Annotated in this window: 20 protein-coding genes and 1 riboswitch; of the genes, 3 read left to right on the plus strand and 17 right to left on the minus strand. The window is 63.8% G+C overall.

Annotated features, from left to right (window positions below; all coding sequences use genetic code 11):
- Positions 1-138: 138 nt before the first annotated feature.
- The 8 genes from AC0L4C_RS16290 to AC0L4C_RS16325 all read right to left on the minus strand — a co-directional run bounded on the left by AC0L4C_RS16290 (position 139) and on the right by AC0L4C_RS16325 (position 5642).
- Positions 139-927, minus strand: coding sequence for a HugZ family pyridoxamine 5'-phosphate oxidase (locus tag AC0L4C_RS16290; RefSeq protein WP_473400750.1), 789 nt, complete (start codon positions 925-927; stop codon positions 139-141).
- Between the two features lie 62 nt (positions 928-989).
- Positions 990-1463: a Cys-tRNA(Pro) deacylase gene (gene ybaK / locus AC0L4C_RS16295; RefSeq protein ID WP_473400751.1), complete on the minus strand. Its 474-nt coding sequence runs from the start codon at positions 1461-1463 to the stop codon at positions 990-992.
- A gap of 25 nt (positions 1464-1488) precedes the next feature.
- The gene (locus tag AC0L4C_RS16300) at positions 1489-1998 is read right to left on the minus strand and encodes a MerR family transcriptional regulator (RefSeq protein WP_473400752.1); all 510 of its coding nucleotides are present in this window, start codon (positions 1996-1998) and stop codon (positions 1489-1491) included.
- A 23-nt stretch (positions 1999-2021) separates the two neighbouring features.
- A complete protein-coding gene (locus AC0L4C_RS16305) occupies positions 2022-2333 on the minus strand; it encodes an integration host factor subunit alpha (RefSeq protein WP_473400753.1) in 312 nt (103 codons plus the stop codon).
- A gap of 101 nt (positions 2334-2434) precedes the next feature.
- Positions 2435-3406, minus strand: a complete 972-nt coding sequence (locus AC0L4C_RS16310) for a beta-ketoacyl-ACP synthase III (protein WP_473400754.1) — start codon at positions 3404-3406, stop codon at positions 2435-2437.
- Complete coding sequence (gene plsX, locus AC0L4C_RS16315) at positions 3403-4476, minus strand: phosphate acyltransferase PlsX (RefSeq protein WP_473400755.1); 1074 nt, start codon at positions 4474-4476, stop codon at positions 3403-3405. Before plsX ends, AC0L4C_RS16310 begins: the two co-directional genes overlap by 4 nt.
- A gap of 87 nt (positions 4477-4563) precedes the next feature.
- The gene (locus AC0L4C_RS16320) at positions 4564-5118 is read right to left on the minus strand and encodes a YceD family protein (RefSeq protein ID WP_473400756.1); all 555 of its coding nucleotides are present in this window, start codon (positions 5116-5118) and stop codon (positions 4564-4566) included.
- A complete protein-coding gene (locus AC0L4C_RS16325) occupies positions 5115-5642 on the minus strand; it encodes a ubiquinol-cytochrome C chaperone family protein (RefSeq protein ID WP_473400757.1) in 528 nt (175 codons plus the stop codon). Before AC0L4C_RS16325 ends, AC0L4C_RS16320 begins: the two co-directional genes overlap by 4 nt.
- 182 nt (positions 5643-5824) lie before the next feature.
- Here AC0L4C_RS16325 and AC0L4C_RS16330 point away from each other — a divergent pair, with 182 nt between their 5' ends.
- The gene (locus AC0L4C_RS16330; RefSeq protein ID WP_473400758.1) at positions 5825-6271 is read left to right on the plus strand and encodes an outer membrane protein assembly factor BamE; all 447 of its coding nucleotides are present in this window, start codon (positions 5825-5827) and stop codon (positions 6269-6271) included.
- On the opposite strand, the gene AC0L4C_RS16335 is transcribed toward AC0L4C_RS16330, so the two are convergent.
- The 5 genes from AC0L4C_RS16335 to glyA form a co-directional block, all read right to left on the minus strand.
- Positions 6268-7458 (minus strand): MFS transporter, encoded by a 1191-nt coding sequence (locus AC0L4C_RS16335; RefSeq protein ID WP_473400759.1) that lies wholly within the window; start codon positions 7456-7458, stop codon positions 6268-6270. The genes AC0L4C_RS16330 and AC0L4C_RS16335 overlap by 4 nt on opposite strands.
- Positions 7459-7524: 66 nt before the next feature.
- On the minus strand, positions 7525-8037 hold the full coding sequence (nusB, locus tag AC0L4C_RS16340; RefSeq protein WP_473403538.1) for a transcription antitermination factor NusB: 513 nt from the start codon (positions 8035-8037) through the stop codon (positions 7525-7527).
- A gap of 12 nt (positions 8038-8049) precedes the next feature.
- Positions 8050-9144, minus strand: a complete 1095-nt coding sequence (locus AC0L4C_RS16345; RefSeq protein ID WP_473400760.1) for a bifunctional diaminohydroxyphosphoribosylaminopyrimidine deaminase/5-amino-6-(5-phosphoribosylamino)uracil reductase RibD — start codon at positions 9142-9144, stop codon at positions 8050-8052.
- Positions 9141-9623 (minus strand): transcriptional regulator NrdR, encoded by a 483-nt coding sequence (gene nrdR, locus AC0L4C_RS16350; RefSeq protein ID WP_473400761.1) that lies wholly within the window; start codon positions 9621-9623, stop codon positions 9141-9143. The genes AC0L4C_RS16345 and nrdR overlap by 4 nt, the downstream gene beginning before the upstream one ends.
- Positions 9624-9632: 9 nt before the next feature.
- Positions 9633-10934 (minus strand): serine hydroxymethyltransferase, encoded by a 1302-nt coding sequence (gene glyA, locus AC0L4C_RS16355; protein WP_473400762.1) that lies wholly within the window; start codon positions 10932-10934, stop codon positions 9633-9635.
- A gap of 137 nt (positions 10935-11071) precedes the next feature.
- A riboswitch (ZMP/ZTP riboswitch) is annotated at positions 11072-11153 on the minus strand.
- A 132-nt stretch (positions 11154-11285) separates the two neighbouring features.
- Between glyA and AC0L4C_RS16360 the strand changes: the two genes are divergently transcribed.
- Complete coding sequence (locus AC0L4C_RS16360) at positions 11286-11594, plus strand: BA14K family protein (protein ID WP_473400763.1); 309 nt, start codon at positions 11286-11288, stop codon at positions 11592-11594.
- Here the strand turns inward: AC0L4C_RS16360 and AC0L4C_RS16365 are convergent.
- From AC0L4C_RS16365 to AC0L4C_RS16380, 4 genes are all read right to left on the minus strand, one after another.
- Positions 11591-11812, minus strand: a complete 222-nt coding sequence (locus AC0L4C_RS16365) for a DUF6898 family protein (RefSeq protein ID WP_473400764.1) — start codon at positions 11810-11812, stop codon at positions 11591-11593. The two genes, AC0L4C_RS16360 and AC0L4C_RS16365, sit on opposite strands and share 4 nt — an antisense overlap.
- Positions 11813-11817: 5 nt before the next feature.
- Positions 11818-13044: a L,D-transpeptidase family protein gene (locus AC0L4C_RS16370; protein WP_473400765.1), complete on the minus strand. Its 1227-nt coding sequence runs from the start codon at positions 13042-13044 to the stop codon at positions 11818-11820.
- Between the two features lie 343 nt (positions 13045-13387).
- Positions 13388-13897, minus strand: a complete 510-nt coding sequence (gene ldtR / locus AC0L4C_RS16375; RefSeq protein WP_473400766.1) for a transcriptional regulator LdtR — start codon at positions 13895-13897, stop codon at positions 13388-13390.
- Between the two features lie 192 nt (positions 13898-14089).
- Positions 14090-14473 carry a DUF6163 family protein gene (locus tag AC0L4C_RS16380; protein WP_473400767.1) on the minus strand — a complete coding sequence of 128 codons (384 nt, stop codon included), beginning with the start codon at positions 14471-14473 and terminating at the stop codon, positions 14090-14092.
- Positions 14474-14594: 121 nt separating this feature from the next.
- On the opposite strand from AC0L4C_RS16380, the gene hemB reads away from it, so the two are divergent.
- Positions 14595-15608, plus strand: a complete 1014-nt coding sequence (hemB, locus tag AC0L4C_RS16385) for a porphobilinogen synthase (RefSeq protein ID WP_473400769.1) — start codon at positions 14595-14597, stop codon at positions 15606-15608.
- Positions 15609-15641: the final 33 nt, after the last annotated feature.

Genomic DNA, 15641 nt, shown 5'->3' on the forward strand with positions numbered 1-15641 from the left:
CGTAGTATAAGAATGGGCGCAGGAATCTCAACGTCGCTCCCCTTCTTTTTCAACTCATCTAGTGCCCTGGTCCTTTGCGCATGATCGGGCGAATTGTTGGCGGACTCTTCCTAGACCGCAGCCGCGTTCACGATATACTCAAGACCTATCAACAGCGCGGCCCTCGCCCTCCAGCCCTGCCCTTGCTTCCTTGGCCATGCGGACGAGGGTGAGGTGCATGTCGTCGGCGGAGGTCAGGGGGGTGGGGAAGGTGAGGCGGCGGATGTCGTCGCCGAGGAAGATGGTAATGCCATCCTCTTCGATGCCGGCGAGGGTCCAGTTGCCGGGCGGCGCCTTGAGGTAGAAGCGGGCGTAGTGGGCGATGGCGTCGGCGTGATCCTTGTTCATGTGGGCGACGGCGCCGGGCTCGCGCGCTTCGAGTTCGGCAGTGATGGACGAGCGCACGAGGAGATGGTCGGCGGTGAGGGCATAGGCCTTGCCGAAGCCGCCATTGAGGCTGGCCGATTGCGGGGCGAGGCAGAAGAAGCGGAAATCGCCGAGGTCGGCATAGAGCGCGGCCTTGGGCTGGTGGTTGAGATAGCGGGTACGCAGGCGGCCATGTTCGGGACTGTCGCGCTCGATTTCGGCAGCGAGGCAGGTGATGCTGAGACGCGGGTGGGCCAGCGGATCGCCCTTCCCGGCTTCGCCGACCAGCAATGCACAGCGTGGCTCATGCCGGAGTGCCGCAGTGTGCGGGGCGAGACCGGAGATCAGCAGGATCGGAGTGCCGTCGAGGTCAGTGGCGAGGCCGACGCGGCTGACGGCCGGGGCGCCGCTGGCAGGATCGAGGGTCGCCAGTGCGCCGGCCCGGGCCGTGCGGACGAGCGTGCGGGCCAACTGGATGGCATCGGCATCAACGTCGCGCAGCACTGATTTCTGCTCAGGCATCTGGCCTCACTCCTAAATCTGACAAACGTCATCATAATTTAGTGCGGACGGGTCGCCAAGGGTCACGCGGTGAGATCGGCGAGTTTTGCATCGGCGACGCGGGCGGCGTCGGCGGGGCGGAGGCCGACGAGAAGACCGCGCTGGCCGCCATTGATCAGCACCTCATCGAACAGCTCGATGGTCTCGTCGAACGCCGTCGGGACCTTGCGACGCTGGCCAAAGGGGCTGATGCCGCCGACCTTGAAGCCGGTGATGCGCTCGGCGTCGGCGGGCTTCATCATGTGCGCCGACTTGCCGCCGAAGGTGGCGGCGAGCTTTTTCATCGAGACTTCACAATCGGAGGGGACGACGACGCAGACGGGCTTGCTGTCGACTTCGGCCATCAGGGTTTTGAACACCTGATCGGGCGACTTGCCGAGCGCGGCGGCGGCCTGCAGGCCGACTTTTGGGGCGTCGGGGTCGTAGTCATAGGGAAATGGCGTGAAGGCGACGCCGGCGGCAGTGAGTGCGAGAGTGGCGGCAGTGGTTTTCGACACGACGCTTGGCCCTATCCGGCGTCAATCAGCCTTCGCGCGCCCGCTCGAGGATGCGCTTGCAGTCAAGCAGCTCGCGCAGCACATCGGCGAGCTTTTCGCGGTCCGCATCGGTGAGGACCTTGGCGCCCTGCCCCCGGCCGGTCGCCGGCAGGCGCGGCATGTCGGGTTCGCTGTGAGTCGCGGCGGGAGGCTCGGGGCGCGCGGCCGGCGCCTGGGTCCCGGCGTCGGGCTCGAGCGTGCCGACGACCAGTGCCTCGACCGGGCGGCCCTCGCCGATGCCGGCGACATAGCGGATGCCCTGATCCTTGAGGATCTTCTGAACGCCCTTGATGGTAAAGCCCTGATCGTAGAGCAGGTGGCGGATGCCCTTGAGCAGCAGCACATCCTCGGGGCGATAGTAGCGCCGCCCACCGCCGCGCTTGAGCGGCTTGATGGTCGAGAAGCGTGTCTCCCAGAACCGCAAGACGTGCTGCGGCAAATCGAGCTCGTCTGCCGCCTCAGAAATGGTGCGGAAAGCGTCTGGAGATTTTTCCACCTAGGTGCACCGCCGGGAAAGCTTTATTTTCCAGCGCGAACCATAGATTTGTTGATCTTGGATTTCAACACGTTGCTGGGTTTGAACACCAGAACCTGACGCGGCAGGATGGGCACTTCCTCGCCGGTCTTGGGATTCCGGCCGATCCGCTCGTTCTTGGATCGGACCTGGAAGGAGCCGAAAGACGAAAGCTTGACGTTCTCGCCCTTGACCAGAGCCTCGCTGACCATGTCGAGAACCCGCTCGACAAGCTCTGCCGATTCCGTGCGCGACAGACCAACCGATTCGTAGACTGCCTCGGCCAGATCCGCACGCGTTACTGTCTTTTGTGCCATAGGTCCCCCCGTTTCGCCAAACTGGATCCCGCGAGGCGCCCCACCCTCGAGATATGCGAGACTACAGTTAGACGAGGCCCGTTGGCAATCTGCCTTGGCAATCACCACCTTATGAGCGATGCGCCCCAAGTAAAGCCGCCGCCCATGGCCTCGATCATCACCAGATCGCCGCGCTTGATTCGGCCGTCCGCCACGGCTGTATTGAGCGCCAGCGGGACGGATGCAGCCGAGGTATTGGCGTGTTTGTCGACGGTGATCACGACTTTTTCGGGTGGCAGGCCGAGCTTGGCGCCGGCACCGTCGATGATGCGCTTGTTGGCCTGATGCGGCACGAACCAGTCGAGATCGTCGATGGTATGGCCGGTGTCCTCGAGCACCTTGTAGACCACGTCGGTGATCATGCCGACGGCGTGCTTGAAGACTTCCTTGCCCTCCATGCGGACGTGGCCCATCGACTTGGTCGATGATGGACCGCCGTCGGTATAGAGCTTGTTCCAGTGGTGGCCGTCCGAGCGCAGGGCGGTGGCGAGGACGCCGCGCTCGGGTTCGCCCGGCTCGCCCATTTCCATTACCACGGCGCCGGCGCCATCGCCGAACAGCACGCAGGTGGTGCGATCGTTCCAGTCGAGAATGCGGGACGCCGTTTCGGCGCCGATGACCAGCGCCCGCTTGCCCAGACCATTCTTGAGGAAGCTGTCTGCCGTGCCGACGGCATAGACAAAGCCGGAGCAGACCGCCTGGATGTCGAAGGCGGCGCCGTGATGCATTCCCAGCTTCTGCTGCACGACGGCGGCAGTGGCGGGAAAGGTCATGTCCGGGGTGGTGGTGGCGACAATGACGAGGTCGATGTCATCGGGGGTCAGGCCGGCGTTTTCCAGAGCCTTGCGGCCGGCCGCGGCGGCCAGGTCGGAGGTGTTTTCGCCTTCGGCGGCGATATGGCGCTGGCGGATGCCGGTGCGCTGCACGATCCATTCGTCACTGGTGTCGACGATCCTGGCCAGATCCTCGTTGGTCATCACATGGGCGGGCAAATAGGCGCCGACGCTGCGGATGATGGTATGCTTGTCTGTCACGCGGGTTTGGCCTCGTTTTCGGGGCTGACGGTCGGCCCCTCGATGTTGAGCGTGGGGAAGCGGCGCATGCCCTCCCCGATCTTGTCCAGCACGCGGCTGCGGGCCATTTCATAGCCGAGCCCGAGGGCCGCCTTGTAGCCGATCTCGTCGGTACCGCCATGGCTCTTGATGACAACGCCATTGAGCCCGAGGAAGACGCCACCGTTGATGTTGCGCGGATCGAGCTTGCGCTTGAGCGCCTCGAGCGCCTGGCCGGCAATGGCAGCGCCGAGCATGGAGATGATGTCGGCCTTGAGGGCGTTGCGGATATAGGTGCCGACCTGCCGGGCCGTGCCCTCGGCGGTCTTGAGTGCGATATTGCCGGTGAAGCCTTCGGTGACGACGACGTCGACGGTACCCTTGCCGATGTCATCGCCCTCGACAAAGCCGTGATAGACGAAGCCGGCGCCGCTGGCGGCGTGCAGGATGCGGGCGGCTTCCTTGACCTCGTCATGGCCCTTCATTTCCTCGGTGCCGACATTGAGCAGCCCGATGGTGGGCGCTTCCTGATCGAAGAGGGCGCGGGCCAAAGCCGTGCCGAGGATGGAGAAGTCGACAAGTTGCTTGGCATCGCCGCCGACCGTGGCGCCGACATCGAGGACGATGATGTCGCAGCGCAGGGTAGGCCATATGGCGGCGATGGCGGGGCGCGAGATGCCCTCCATGGGACGCAGGCAGAAGGTGGCCATGGCCATCAGCGCGCCGGTATTGCCGCCGGAGATGGCAACGTCGGCTTCGCCGTCCTTGACCGACTGCAGGGCGGCCCACATGGAGGAATTGCCGCGCCCCTTGCGCAGGGCCTGGCTGGGCTTTTCATCCATGCTGATGACATTGTCGCTGTGGACGACACGGGACACGGCCTTCAGATCGGGCATATCGGCCAGCAGCGGCTCGATCTCGGCGGCGCGGCCGTGAAAGATGAAGCTCGTGTTCCTGCGCTCTTTCAGCGCCAGCCGGGCTCCCTGCACTGCCACGCGCGGGCCGTGGTCCCCGCCCATGGCGTCTACCGAAATACGTATCGAGTCGGTCATGTTCGCCTGGATTCTGGCCCGCAAAGGCGGCTCGCCACAAGGATACTCAATCGCTTAAGCGGCGCAACCCCGCGCCGGACAGCGGCATCAGCTCTCGTCGAGGTCCCGCCTGAGCTTCTTGAGTGCGGCAAATGGATGAACCTCTTCGTCGGTCGGCTTGAACCCGGCATCTTCCAGGCTTTCGCCGGGCGCGCGGGGATAGGGATCGATGGCCAAGGACATGGTCTCGAGGATGAGATCGGTGAGATCGGCTTCGTTGCCATCGAAATGGTCCGGAATGTCCTCGCCTTCAAGATCGACAAAGACTTCGGCATCGGCCGGACCGGAGAAGGCCTTTTCGGTGCCGGGGAGGAAGACGCGGTCGACGGGTTCGCCGATTTCCTGCACCACCGGCTCGAACGTGACGACGCTCTGTTGCACGATGACGGCGCTGAGGCGTCCGGTGACGCGGATCCCGCCCTTGAAGCGGACGGCGTGCAGCTTGATTTCGAGACGGTCGATGGAAACCACATCGAGGGCTTCGGCAAGCTGATCGCGCTCGTCCTTGTCGACTGTCAGATGGAGGTCGCGGCCGGCAGTCGGCATGGAATCGAGGCGGATGGTGGCGTCAGTGATCCGCAGGCGGGGTCGGGGTGTGCTCATGCAGCCGCTCCCAGTTCGAGTTTGCCGCCCACAATCGAGGCGGTCGGCTGGCGGTCGAGCCGCGCCGCTTCCTCGAACAGATAGGCGGTCAGGTTCTGCGTGGCCGCGTCGCTGCCATCCTCGAACAGATTGCGACGGATGACGGCCTCGACTTCGGCACGATCGTCACGATCCATGGCCTCGGTGAGGCTGGTCATCAGGCCGTAGAAGGCGTTGGCCATCTTCTTGATCCGCTTGGGAACGGCGAGGTCCCCTACCCCCATCTCGCGCAGCGAGCGGTCCATGTCCTTGAAAAACAGGTCAAAGACCGCCTGGGAAAAGTCGCTCACCTGCTTGCCCTCGTCGTGCAGGCGCCGGAACAGCAGGGCCAGATGCAGGCTGATCATGTCGAAGCGGCCGGTGACAGTGTCGGGGATCCCCCAATCGGTGTAGAAAACCGGCTGCCGGGATTGCGCCACAATGGCAGCATAAACGGCGTAAACCGCGTCCGAGGCAGTGTTTTTGCGGAACAGGTTGAGGATCATCTTGTGGGTGCTCGCGTCCTCTGCCGATCAAAAAGCTGCTGGACCGGAGGGAGGTACCCAAGCCCAAAGCCAGCTTGCCAGCAATGGCATTTGGCAGCTAAACAGTCCGGCGTCTGCAGTTCAACGACTGCCCGGGCGCCAGTTGCGTGCCTATAGTCGAGAGCAATCGGGAAAGTCAAATTATGCCTTTTAGCGCCAAACGCCACATTTTCCCGATCTCGGCAGCCGTCGCACTGAGCCTGACGCTGAGTGCCTGCGGCAGCGGCATGGCACTGACCACACAGCGTACGCAGGGCTACGAGATTTCCCAGGATGCGCTGGCGCAGATTCGTCCCGGCCAGAGCCAGGCCCTTGTGGTGACGGTGCTGGGTTCGCCGCAGACGACGAACGCCTTCGGCCAGGAAACGGCGTACTACTATGTGCAGACCAAGATCGAGCGCACGGCGTTCGGCATGGATATGATCAAGGACCGGACGGTTCTGGCGATCTACTTCGACAAGAACAAGAAGGTTGCCGACAAGGCCGTGTACGGCGCCAAGGACGGCAAGGTGTTTGCTATCGAATCGCGCCGCACGGCATCGTTCGGCATCGATCGCAGCTTCATCGAGTTGCTGCTGTCCTCGATCTAGGTCGCGAGGCGGCCGGTTCTCTTCCTGAAATCACCGTAGGCCAGCGCCAGAATGGCGATGGCGGCGATCGGGATGGCGATGATGTTGATCGTCTCCCAGCCGACCAGCTCAAGCAGCAGGCCTGAGCTGACCGAGGCAACGGCCATCAGCCCGAAGACCAGTTGCTCGTTGAGGCCCTGCACGCGTGCAGCCTCCTCGGGGCGATAGGTTTCGGTCAGCAGCGCCGTCGAACCGATGAAGCCAAAGTTCCAGCCGGCCCCCAGGAGCACCAGCGCCAGGTTGAAATGCAGCACGCTGGTGCCGGTTAGCGAGATGATGGCGCCGCCGGCGATCATGACGAGGCCTAGACCGGCAGTGAGATGCGAGCCCAGCCGCGTGATCACCCAGCCGGTAATGAAGCTGGGCGCAAACATCGAGACCACGTGCCACTGGATGGCAGTCGTCGCGTCAAGGCTGGAGTGGCCGCAGACATAGACCATGGCGAGCGGCGCGGCGACCATCACCAGCGTCATCAGGGCGTAGCTTGTCGTGGCCGAGATGATCGGGATCATCACATCGATGGAGCGCAGCAATTGCGGAATGCTGCGGCCTTCGTGGCCAACACGTTTTTCCACCGTGGGGGCAAGCCTCGCCTGGCTCAGGACGGTGGTGGTGACAACGGCGAGCGCGGCCATGATGAGGAACGAGCCGGCAAACGGCGCGCCGGGAATGCCATCCCTGGTCAGGCCGCCGAGTCCCGGGCCGATGAAGCCAGCGAAGACGCCGCCGAGCATGACCCAGGAAATGGACCTGGCTTTCCAGTCGAGCGGCACGCTGTCGGCGGCGGCGAAGCGATACTGGTTGCCGAAGGCATTGGACATGCCGACCATGAACAGCCCGACGCAGAATAACACGAAGCTCTGCATCATGATGGCGGTCGCGGCGATCAGGCCTGCCGGCAGGCTGAGCGAAGCGCCGAGCATGAAGCCCTGACGGCGGCCGAGCCGGTGAATGAGGAAGGTGGCAATGCCGCTGGTGACAGCAAGGCCAATGACCATGGCGGTGACCGGCAGGGTGGCCAGCGAGCGGTCCGGAGCCAGCGTGGCGGCGGCAAGGCCGCCCACCGCAATGACGATGGCGCCGTTCGAGCCATTCAGCGCCTGGCTGACCGACAGCAGTGCGATTGTTCGAACCGGATTATCTGCCATTTTTATGCCTCGTCCCCGCTGCAGCGCTTAGCGGCTTGGACGGGGGCCGGTCAACTGGCCAGAAGGCTATGGCGCCGGCCGTTCGATGGTCTTGGCGATGGTATCGAGCACGCCATTGACCAGCGAAGGCGCATCGTCCTCGTAGAAGGCCTTGGCGACATCGACATATTCGGTGATCACGACGCCCGAGGGGATGTCCTGGCGGCGCAGCAGCTCGAAGGCGGCAGCGCGGAGGATGGCGCGCAGCGTCGCATCGATGCGCGATACCGGCCAGTCAGCGGTCAGCGCCGCGTCGATGGCGGGATCGATCTGCAACTGGTTCTTGATGACCCCGCCGACAATCTGGCGGAAGAAATCGGCATCGGCGGGCAGGTATTGCTCGCCTTCGATCTCGCGGCCGAGGTGAAAGGCACTGAACTGGCTCAGCGTATCTTCGAGCGACTGATGCCCCACTTCCATCTGGTAAAGGGCCTGGACGGCGGCCAGACGTGCGGCGCCGCGCTGATTGGCGGTCTTTCCCCCGGCCGCCTTGGGAGTGGCGGGCCTGGGTGCCGGTTTGGGTTTGGACGTCTCGGCCATCATCTAGTCCGGTCACTGCTCGCGTTCGAAGGTGCGCAGCTTATCGGGCCCCAGCGTCCGCTGGTCAACCTCGACGAATCCGGCGGCGCGCAAACGCCCGTCGATGCCGCCGAGCAGTGTTGCCGGAATGCCGCCGCGGCCGACGACAGTGTCGGTGGCGACGAGGTGAAACCGCTCCATCAGCTCGTTGGCGATAAAGGCCTCGATGAGCCGGGCGCCCCCTTCGACCAGCAGGTTGACGATGCCCCGTGCGCTGACCGCGCCCATGGTGGTGCGCAGGTCCGGGCGGCCGTTGCGGCCATCTGCGATGATCAGGTCAACGGCCTCGGGAACATCGAACTCGCGGCCGGAAACAGAAATGATTGCAGTGGGATGGCCGGAGACGCCAGCAATCAGATTCAAGCGCGTGTCGAGCTCGCGGGTGCCGGCAACGACGAGGCGATGGTAGATGCGGCTATCGAGACCCTTGATGCGGACGAAGAGTTTTGGATCGTCGATGCCGGCGGCGCGGGCACCGATCATGGTGGCATCGGAGGTGGCCCGGAGCATCTGCACCCAGCGCTGGGTCTGGCTGCTGCCGGGCACGGCATCGCGGGTATCGGGGCGGCCGATCATGCCGTCCCTGGAAACAATCAGCTTGCCTGTGACGTATGGCCGCCCGTGCCGGTAGGACAGGCGTTCGGCGGCATAGAGTTCGACAGAAGGCGCATGGTCGGCGAGCACCACATCAATTCCGGCCGCGCGCAGCCGGGCAATGCCCTGCCCCGCCTGCAGGCGATCGGGCGACTGACAACCGATAACGACGCGACCAAGCCTGGCCTTGATGATGGCTTCGGTCGATGGCGGGGTGCGGCCCCAGAGGCTGGAGGGTTCGAGCGTCGTATACATGGTGCGGTTGCGCGCACTGCCCCGGGCTTCCTCGAGCGCATAGGCATCGGCGAAAGGGACGGAACGGCCGGTGACACCGCGGCCGAAGACGAGTTGCAGTTCCTCATCGACGATGATGGCGGCGGCCGGGGAATAGCCGGGACTGGCACCGATTGCGGCCCGGGCGAGTCGCGCGGCTGCATCAAGCCAGCGGCGATCGAGCCCGGAGATCTCGTTCAATCGTCTTCGTCCGGACGCAGCTGGCCGCCTTCATGCGCCAGCTGGCGGAGGAAAGCGCTGAAATCGTCGGCAGCGGAGAAGTTCTTGTAGACCGAGGCAAAGCGCACAAAGGCAACGTCGTCGAGCCCCTTGAGGCCTTCCATGACGAAGGTACCGATGCGGTCGGAGGTCACCTCAGTGTCGCCCAGGCTTTCCAGCTGGCGGACAACGCCGGAGATCATGCGGTCGACGCGTTCGGCATCGACATCGCGCTTGCGCAGCGCGGTGTTGACCGAACGCGCAAGCTTGTCGCGGTCGAAGGGGACCTTGCGGCCGGACTTCTTGACGACCATCAGTTCGCGCAACTGCACCCGTTCGAAGGTGGTGAAGCGGCCGCCGCAGGCGCTACAGATGCGCCGGCGACGAATCGCGCTTGAGTCTTCGGTCGGGCGGCTGTCCTTGACCTGCGTATCGTCATTTCCGCAATAGGGACACCGCATGGCGTGTCATCAACCCTGGTAGATCGGGAAGCGCGCCGTCAGCGCCTTCACCTTTTCACGCACCGCCAGTTCGACGGCGCCGTTATTGTCTTCGCCGTTCTGCGACAGGCCGTCAAACACCTCGACCATCAGTTCGGCGACCTGGCCGAACTCGGCTTCCCTGAAGCCGCGCGAGGTGGCTGCCGGAGTCCCGACGCGAATGCCTGACGTGATGGCGGGCTTTTCCGGGTCATTGGGGACGGCGTTCTTGTTGGTAGTGATGAAGGCGCGCTCCAGCGCCTTTTCACTGGCCTTGCCGGTGAGGTTCTTGGGGCGCAGATCGACCAGCATCAGGTGGTTGTCGGTGCCGTCGGTGACGATTTCGAGGCCGCCCTTAATCAGGCCATCTGCCAGTACGCGGGCATTGGCCACGACCTGTTGGGCGTAGAGCTTGAATTCGGGCTGCAGCGCCTCCTTGAAGGCCACGGCCTTGGCAGCGATGACGTGCATCAGCGGGCCGCCCTGGATGCCGGGGAAGATGGCCGAGTTGATCTTCTTGGCGAGATCCTCGTCATTGGTCAGGATCATGCCGCCGCGCGGTCCGCGCAGGGTCTTGTGGGTGGTGGTGGTGGCCACATGCGCATGCGGGAACGGGCTGGGATAGACGCCGCCCGCCACGAGGCCGGCCACGTGCGCCATATCGACCATCAGCAGGGCGCCGACCTCGTCGGCGATGGCGCGGAAGGCGGCCCAGTCCATGACGCGGGAATAGGCCGAGAACCCGGCAACCATGAGCTTGGGGCGGTGCTCCCTGGCCAGCGCCAGCACCTCGTCCATGTCGACGCGGCCATCCTGCTTGCGCACGCCATACTGGATGGCGTTGAACCATTTCCCGGACTGATTGGGCCGGGCGCCGTGGGTCAGGTGTCCGCCACCGTCGAGGCTCATGCCGAGGATGGTGTCGCCGGGCTGCAGCAGCGCCTGATAGACGCCCTGATTGGCCTGGCTGCCCGAATTGGGCTGTACGTTGGCGAAGCCGACGCCGAACAGTTGTTTGGCGCGCTCGATGGCGAGGTTTTCCGCGACGTCGACGAATTCACAGCCGCCATAGTAGCGCTTGCCCGGATAGCCCTCGGCATACTTGTTGGTCATGATCGAGCCCTGGGCTTCGAGCACGGCGCGGGAGACGATGTTCTCGGAGGCAATCAGTTCGATCTCGTGGCGCTGGCGATCGAGCTCGTTGCGGATCGATTCGGCGATCTCGGGATCGCTGTCGGCCAGGCTGCCGGAGAAGAAGTTCGGAAAGAGCGAGGGGGACGTGGTGGCGCTCATGGGACGGTGACCTCGCAGAAAGACGGAATGGTTGGGTTGGCGGTGGCGTTATCATGCCGGGAGGCACGATTCCAAGACCGGATCGTGTGGATTGCAGGCAGCAGGCGAATTGAGGGCATGGGGCTCCCCTGATTGCGGATGGGTGCCCAGGCGAGCGGCTCTCTGAAGGTCGCGTTCCCCGATGGTTCCCCATCTCTCTCGCCAGTCGCGCGACCTTGGCAATTATGGCGCAGAACCGGCGGGAGGAAAAGAGGCCGGCAGCATTATCGGCAGGGCAGCGTGCCGGCCCGACGCAACCACTGGTGCCAATCTGCCGTTGGGGTACAAATTGTCGCACAAGGGAGAGACCTGATGAAGAAAGCCATTATCGCCGCCGCCGCAGCTACACTGCTGCTGGGCCTTGCTACTGCGCCCGCCTCTGCAGCGTCGTGGAACTGGGGATTTTCGACGCCGTGGGTCGGCGTCCAGCATGACCGCAGCGTCAGCTCGCGGCATCTGCGTGCCAATGACAGTGTGCGGGTCGGGCCATTCAAGTGGAGTGGCGGGCTGAACCTGAGCAGCGACCACGTCCGCCGCTGCTCGGCGAAGTACCGGTCGTACAACTCGGTCACCGACACCTACGTGACGTTTGGCGGCTCGACCCGACGCTGCCGCCTCTAGAACAAACGCCGCTCTTCGGCTGGCTTCGGCAGCTCCGCAAGTCGCTTGCGGAGCTTTGCCAGCGCGACGGTCTGCATCTGAAGCCTGGTGGCGCTCAGCGGCGCGATGACCACGACTTCCGTGCCGGTATCGGCGTCGATCGCGGCGACGCGCATCTGAGCACCCAGCTGGGTGAACTCAAAATAGACCTCACCGGAAGAGCCCCCACCCTCCGACATCAGCGTCAGCTGCTGAAGTTGACCGTGCCTTGCGCGTCGAAATTATAGACGTCGTCGCGGAAGCTCACGGTGCCCTGGCGGTTGGCCCAGGCGGTAATGTAGGTAGTGTGGATCGGCACCTGTACCTTGAGTGGCACATCCTCACGCAGGCCCGCCTCGAACGATGACTGCACGGTCGGGAGATCCCAGCCGCCATTGTCGCGCAGCAGCCAGGCCGCCAGCGAGTCGATGCCGTCGCAGCGCACGCAGCCCGAGGAATGGAAACGAGCGTTCTCGCCGAACAGCGCCTTCTGCGGCGTGTCGTGCATGTAGACGTCGTAGGGGTTGTAGAAGTCGATCTTGCAGTGGCCCATCGAGTTCTCGGCGCCCGGGTCCTGACGGAAGGTGTACTGAACCGCTTCTTCGGTCGACCAGTCGATGTCGGTCGGCGCCAGTTCGTTGCCCTTGCCGTCGAAAATCCGGATGCGGAACTTGGTCAGGTACTCCGGATCCTCGTTCATGTACTTGATCAGATCCTTGCGGATGATGCTCTTGGGCACCGTCCAGTAAGGATTGAACTTCACCTGATGAACCTTGGAGTTGAGGATCGGGGTGGCGCGATCAACCTTGCCGACCACGGCGATATGGCGCTGGACCACCTGGCCGCCTTCGACGGCCTCGATCTTGGCGGCCGGAATGTTGACGACAATGTAGCGATCGGACAGCGCCGAGGCCCACTGCTCGATGCGCATGGCGTTGAGCCGCAGCTGGTTGAGCCGGTACTCGACCGGCACGCCCAGGGCGTAGAACGTGGGCTCGTCGACCATGCCGTTGATGATCAGGCCATGGCGGGCCTGAAACACGCGGACGGCGGCGTCGAGGCTGTCGTCGAAATCGTTGTTGACGCGCTTTTCGTAAGGCATGTCGCCATTGATCATCAGGCGACGCTTGAGCGCACCGGCAGCGCGACCGTTCTTGCCCAGCACAAGGCCGAAAGTCTCGCGACCCGGCGCTTCCCAGCCGCCGCCGGCAGCGATGAATTCCTCGTGGTTCTTGATGGCGAGCTGCAGGTTGTAGGCCGTGTCGTAGCTCAGGATCGGCTCGATGGTATCGACAAGGCTCTTGGCCGTTGCCGTGTTCCCGTCCTTGTCCGTGTCGCGCATCATGCGGCCGCGGGTCAGGTTGTCCCAGAAATCGCCATCCTCAGCGCGAACCACTGCGGGCATGGCGAGTGCTGCGCTGGTCGCTGCCATCGTTCCAAGAAGTGTACGCCGACTGAGCCGCATCAAATCACTCGCTTCCGTCATTCAAACTGGCCCCTCACTATACCCGAGGCGTTAACGTCTCAATGCGAGTCAAGCAGCTGTGAACTGCCGGCACCGGGGACGCAAACATGAAGGGTTGCGCCGGGACAGGGGCACGCGCCTGACGCGTTTCAATCAGATAGCCGAATTTGCGGCGCAAATAAGAACCGGCGTGCCTCCAAAACGCATTGCCACGCAGGTGTGGCGAAGACGCAACAACGGGATCACCGCACAAGCAAACGGGGCGCTTGCGGCGCCCCGTGATGTCCCCTGCCCCGATGAGATGTCGAGACTAGAGCTTGTAGAGAATCTGGTCGACCCAGAAGCGCTCCAGGCGGCCGAGGGCCTTGTTGAGGCCTTCGAAAGTGCCATCGTCGAGACCGCCGACCTTGTCGATGGACTTGAGGTGACGATCGTAGAGCTCGTCGATCACTTCGGCGACTTCCTCGCCCTTGGGAGTGAGACGGATGCGCACCGAACGACGGTCCGAACGCGACCGCTCCTGGAAGATGTAGCCCGTCTCGACAAGCTTCTTGAGATTGTAGGAGACGTTGGAGCCCAGATAGTAGCCCCGCGACCGGAGTTCGCCTGCGGTCATCTCGGCATCGCCGATATTGAACATCAGGAGCGCCTGGACGGGATTGATGTCATCCCAGCCCATCCGGTCGAACTCGTCCTTGATCAGGTCGAGCAAACGACGGTGAAGCCGCTCGACACGGCTGACAGCCTCAAGATAGAGGGGCTTCAGTCCCGTCGGCTGTTCATGCGCCACTGCCTCGGCTGCATTAGATTTGATTGCCATTTCTGCCTCACTGTTACGTAGTCTGCGCGATTTTCCCGCGTCTCATGGGGCCAAATTACGACGCTCCAAATAAGATCGCATTAAGCCGCACACTTAACGCTACATTACTGAAAAAGTTCGGGAATTTGGCTTTACGAACAGTTACACCCGGTCAGACAATTGTAACCTAAACAGGGTGTTTACAGCGGCTGATCAGTCGTGCGCGCGGCGCATGCGCACCGAAAGGACGAAGATCACCGTGATGGCAATGAGCAGGACCAGGCGCAGGGCGAAACCGATAGCGTCGAGGCGGACGTCCGGGTTGCCGAAGAGATAGAGCAAGAGCTCCGCCGCCGTGGCGGCGACCAGCAGCACCGCACCCCAGCTGGCGCGGATCCACAGGCCGACCGCCGCGAAGAGGCGCGCCAGGCAGAAAATCGCGAGGTAGACGAAGCCGGCCGTCCCGAGCGTGGCCAGCGGGCTGACGGCGCCGGTGGAGACACCCAGCAACCGTGCGGCATCGGCCAGACCCAGCAGCAGCGCGATGATTGCAACGATCCGGACATAGCGGCCGGCGACTTCGCCTTTGAAATCCATGAGGCATCCCGTTTGAGCGTCGGCAAGCGTCATAGCCGCCGCGCGCGGCTGCGACAAGCTTGGGGCTTTGCCGCGGACGGGCCGGACTGGTAGAAGCGGCCACTTCTCAAGGAGGCGCAGAATGGCCGACCGCTGGCTCAGGCACGACATGGAGTTTCTCAACGGTCGACGGCAGCGCCGGCTGCGACGGTCGGCCTGGATGCGCGACCTGGTGCGCGAAACCGTGCTGACACCGCATGACTTCATCTGGCCGCTGTTCATCATCGACGGCCAGAACGAGAAGACCCAGATCAAGACCATGCCGGGCGTCGAGCGCTTGTCGGTGGATCTGGCCGTAGCGGCGGCCAAGGCGGCACATGCCGAAGGCATTCCAGCGCTGGCGCTGTTTCCCAATACGCCGGACAACCTGCGCAACGAGGACGCGACCGAAGCCTATAACCCGGACAATCTGATGTGCCGGGCGCTATCGGCAATCAAGGCGGCCGTGCCCGAAATCGGGCTGATCGCCGACGTGGCGCTGGACGAATATTCCAGCGACGGCCAGGACGGGCTGGTGCAGGACGGCGAAATCCTCAACGACGAAACGGTCGAGGTGATGGTGCGGTCGGCGCTGGTACAGGCCGCAGCGGGGGCCGATATCATCGCGCCATCGGACATGATGGACGGCCGGGTCGCGGCGATCCGGGAAGCGCTGGACGGCAGCGGCTTCGAACAGCGCGCCATCATGTCCTACTCGGCAAAGTTCGCTTCGGCATTCTACGGTCCGTTCCGGGAAGCCGTGGGATCGGGGGCCCGACTCAAGGGCGACAAGCGGACCTATCAGCTCGATTACGCCAACACCGACGAGGCCCTGCGCGAAGTGGCGCAGGATATCGATGAAGGCGCCGACATGGTGATGGTCAAGCCCGGCATGCCCTATCTGGATCTGGTGCGGCGGGTGCGCGACGACTTCAACGTGCCGGTGTTCGCCTACCAGGTGAGCGGCGAGTATACGATGCTCAAGCTGGCGGGCGCGGCCGGAGCGATCAATGGCGAGGCGGCCATGATGGAGAGCCTCTGGGGCTTCAAGCGTGCCGGCGCCAACGGGGTGTTGACCTATTTCGCTCTCGAGGCGGCGCGCAAACTGAACGCCTGAGGCCTTGCGTCCGCCCTGCGGGCGCTTATCTTA

The sequence above is a fragment of the Devosia sp. J20-27 genome (assembly GCF_055808595.1).